Below are 2919 nucleotides of genomic sequence, written 5' to 3'. Positions count from 1 at the left end.
AGGCCGGCAGCAAGCTCGACAAGGCCCAGAGCCTGGGCGTACCCGTACTGGACGAGGCCGGTCTGCTGGCCTTGCTGGCTCAGGCTGCACCCGCCGATACGCCGGCAGCGCCCGAATCCGACACATCCGATCCAAACTGAGGGGTCCGAGCCATGGCCATCCGCGAGATCCTGAAGATGGGCGATCCCCGCCTGCTCAAGGTCGCTGAGCCCGTTCAGGCCTTTGACACGCCTGAGCTGCATGCCCTGATCCAGGATCTCAAGGACACCATGGCCCATGCGCAGGGCGCCGGTCTGGCTGCGCCGCAGATCGGTGTGGACCTGTCGGTGGTGATCTTCGGTTTTGGTCGCAGCCTGCGCTATCCCGATGCGCCCCCCGTGCCGGAAACCGTGCTGATCAACCCGGTCATCACGGCGCTGTCGAACGAAGAAGAAAACGGCTGGGAAGGCTGCCTGTCTGTTCCCGGCTTGCGGGGCGTGGTGCCGCGCTTTGCCCGGATTCGCTACCAGGGCTTCGACCAGTTCGGCCAGCTCATCGACCGCGAAGCGGAAGGCTTTCACGCCAGGGTGGTGCAGCACGAGTGCGATCACCTGATCGGCAAGCTCTACCCGATGCGGGTGCGGGATTTCAGGCAGTTTGGTTACACGTCCGTGCTGTTTCCCGAGCTGGAAGCCCAACAGGACGATTGAAGCCAGGTCGGCACGCTGCGCTAGACGCTGTCCGGCCGCACCGGCTGGTAGGCGTAGGCTTGCAGCACGTCCAGCGGGACGACCTCCAGGGCCTTTTCGTGGGTGCTCTCCAGCACGACAGGCGGCGCGACACCGGCCTTCCAGGCTTCCAGCCAGCGGGCGGCACACAGGCACCAGCGATCGCCGGGCTTCAGGCCCGTAAAACGCCAGTCAGGGCGGGGTGTGATCAGGTCATTGCCGCGACTCAGGGAGTAGCTCAGGAACTCCTGGGTCACGCGTGCGCAGATCACGTGCTGACCTTCATCTTCGCCACGCGTGCGGCAGCAGCCATCCCGGAAAAAGCCGGTCAGAGGGTCGAAGGAGCAGGCGCGCAATGGGCCTCCCAGCACATTGCGTCCGGAGGTCAGTTCTACGCCCATGATGTTGGTTCGTGTGCTTGTTCAGAGCGGTTCGAGCACGAGATAGCAGTTCTCGATGGCTCGGATGCGGTGGGGGCCCGTCTGGGGAACGTGCGGGCCGTGGTGGCGGGCCATCCAGGCACTGCCACGGTAGACAACCTGCGCCGTGCCGTCCGGTGCCCAGCCCGCGACGGAGACTTCCTCGCCCACATCCAGTTGGCCAAGACCAGTCGTCGTGTAGCCTTCGGTGTCGATGGGGCCGCGCTTGAGCAACTGGCGGTGCCAGAACAGTACGCCTCCACCGCCTACAACGGCCGCAACGATGAATTGAACGTCTTGGGATTGGCCTAGAAGGGCGCACAGCGCGGCACCGGCCGCGCCAAAGGCCAGTATCAGCAGGTACAGCGAACCAGACAGCAGTTCGAGGCTGACGAAAAAGGCCGCCACAATCCACCAAAGAGTCGACTCGCTCATGGGCGTGCACCCCCTTTCGATGGAGAAGTTTACGTCTGAAAACGGATGCCTGGCCACAGACAGGGGGTTTTCAAGGAAAACTTGTCCCCCAGATCAAACAAATAGGGGTTCATAGCCCCTAAACTGCGCGGACTTTTCGCGGACTTTTCGAATTCCCGCTCCTGTTTCGCACCTCAAAGGTACTGCTGGCCATGCTGCGTTTCCGCTTTCCGATTGTCATCATCGACGAAGACTACCGCTCCGAGAACACCTCCGGTCTCGGTATCCGTGCCTTGGCTGAGGCCATCGAGAAAGAGGGATTCGAAGTCCTGGGCGTGACCAGCTACGGAGACCTGGCCCAGTTTGCCCAGCAACAAAGCCGCGCCAGCGCCTTCATCCTGTCGATCGACGACGAAGAGTTCACGCCGGGGCCCGAACTGGACCCCGCCGTGCTGAACCTGCGCAAGTTCATCGAGCAGATCCGCTTCAAGAACGCGGACATCCCCATCTACCTGTACGGCGAAACGCGTACGTCCGAGCACATTCCCAACGACATCCTGCGCGAGCTGCACGGCTTCATCCACATGTTCGAGGACACGCCCGAGTTCGTGGCGCGTCACATCATCCGTGAAGCCAAGAGCTACCTCGATGGCCTGGCACCCCCCTTCTTCAAGGCGCTGATGGACTACGCCCAGGACGGTTCCTACTCCTGGCACTGCCCCGGACACTCCGGCGGCGTGGCCTTCCTCAAGAGCCCCGTCGGCCAGATGTTCCACCAGTTCTACGGCGAGAACATGCTGCGCGCCGACGTCTGCAACGCCGTGGAAGAACTCGGCCAGTTGCTGGACCACACCGGCCCGGTGTACGAATCCGAGAAGAATGCCGCACGCATCTTCAACGCCGACCACTGTTTCTTCGTCACCAACGGCACGTCCACCTCCAACAAGATGGTGTGGCACCACACGGTGGCACCCGGCGACATCGTCGTGGTGGACCGCAACTGCCACAAGTCCATCCTGCATAGCATCATCATGACCGGGGCCATCCCCGTGTTCATGACGCCCACGCGCAACCACTACGGCATCATCGGCCCCATTCCCAAGAGCGAGTTCGAGCCGGCCACCATCCGCAAGAAGATCGCCGCCAACCCCCTGCTCAAGGGCGTGGACCCCAAGAAGGCCAAGCCGCGCATCATGACGCTCACGCAGAGCACCTATGACGGCGTGCTCTACAACACCGAGGCCATCAAGGCCACGCTGGATGGCTGGATCGACAACCTGCACTTTGACGAGGCCTGGCTGCCGCACGCTGCCTTCCACAAGTTCTATGGCATGTACCACGCCATGGGCAAGGGGCGCGTGCGTCCGAAGGAGGCCGTG

General features: G+C 62.8%; 4 protein-coding genes. 2 read left to right on the top strand and 2 right to left on the bottom strand.

Going from position 1 to position 2919, the window contains the following annotated elements; translation table 11 throughout:
• Positions 1–152: 152 nt before the first annotated feature.
• Positions 153–689, top strand: coding sequence for a peptide deformylase (def, locus tag VFW93_RS10760; RefSeq protein ID WP_329693997.1), 537 nt, complete (start codon positions 153–155; stop codon positions 687–689).
• Between the two features lie 20 nt (positions 690–709).
• Here the strand turns inward: def and VFW93_RS10755 are convergent, their stop codons facing one another.
• Both VFW93_RS10755 and VFW93_RS10750 read right to left on the bottom strand, forming a co-directional pair.
• Entirely contained in the window at positions 710–1108 is a 399-nt protein-coding gene (locus tag VFW93_RS10755; protein ID WP_329693996.1) for a DUF2237 domain-containing protein, read from the bottom strand.
• A gap of 21 nt (positions 1109–1129) precedes the next feature.
• Positions 1130–1561 carry an NfeD family protein gene (locus VFW93_RS10750; protein WP_329693995.1) on the bottom strand — a complete coding sequence of 144 codons (432 nt, stop codon included), beginning with the start codon at positions 1559–1561 and terminating at the stop codon, positions 1130–1132.
• 191 nt (positions 1562–1752) lie between these two features.
• Here VFW93_RS10750 and VFW93_RS10745 point away from each other — a divergent pair.
• Positions 1753–2919 (top strand): Orn/Lys/Arg decarboxylase N-terminal domain-containing protein (locus tag VFW93_RS10745; protein WP_329693994.1); only part of this gene is annotated, 1167 nt, incomplete at its 3' end.

Origin of the sequence: Aquabacterium sp. (assembly GCF_036279675.1) — a bacterium.
In the GTDB taxonomy this organism is placed as follows: Bacteria; Pseudomonadota; Gammaproteobacteria; order Burkholderiales; family Burkholderiaceae_C; genus Aquabacterium.
The sequence above is the reverse complement of the archived record's forward strand: the minus strand, read 5'-3'. Positions and strand labels throughout refer to the sequence as shown.

Excerpts from the sequence above, each read along its gene's own strand:
- def (WP_329693997.1), top strand. The coding sequence starts at position 153 with ATGGCCATCCGCGAGATCCTGAAGATGGGCGATCCCCGCCTGCTCAAG.
- VFW93_RS10755 (WP_329693996.1), bottom strand. The coding sequence starts at position 1,108 with ATGGGCGTAGAACTGACCTCCGGACGCAATGTGCTGGGAGGCCCATTG.
- VFW93_RS10750 (WP_329693995.1), bottom strand. The coding sequence starts at position 1,561 with ATGAGCGAGTCGACTCTTTGGTGGATTGTGGCGGCCTTTTTCGTCAGC.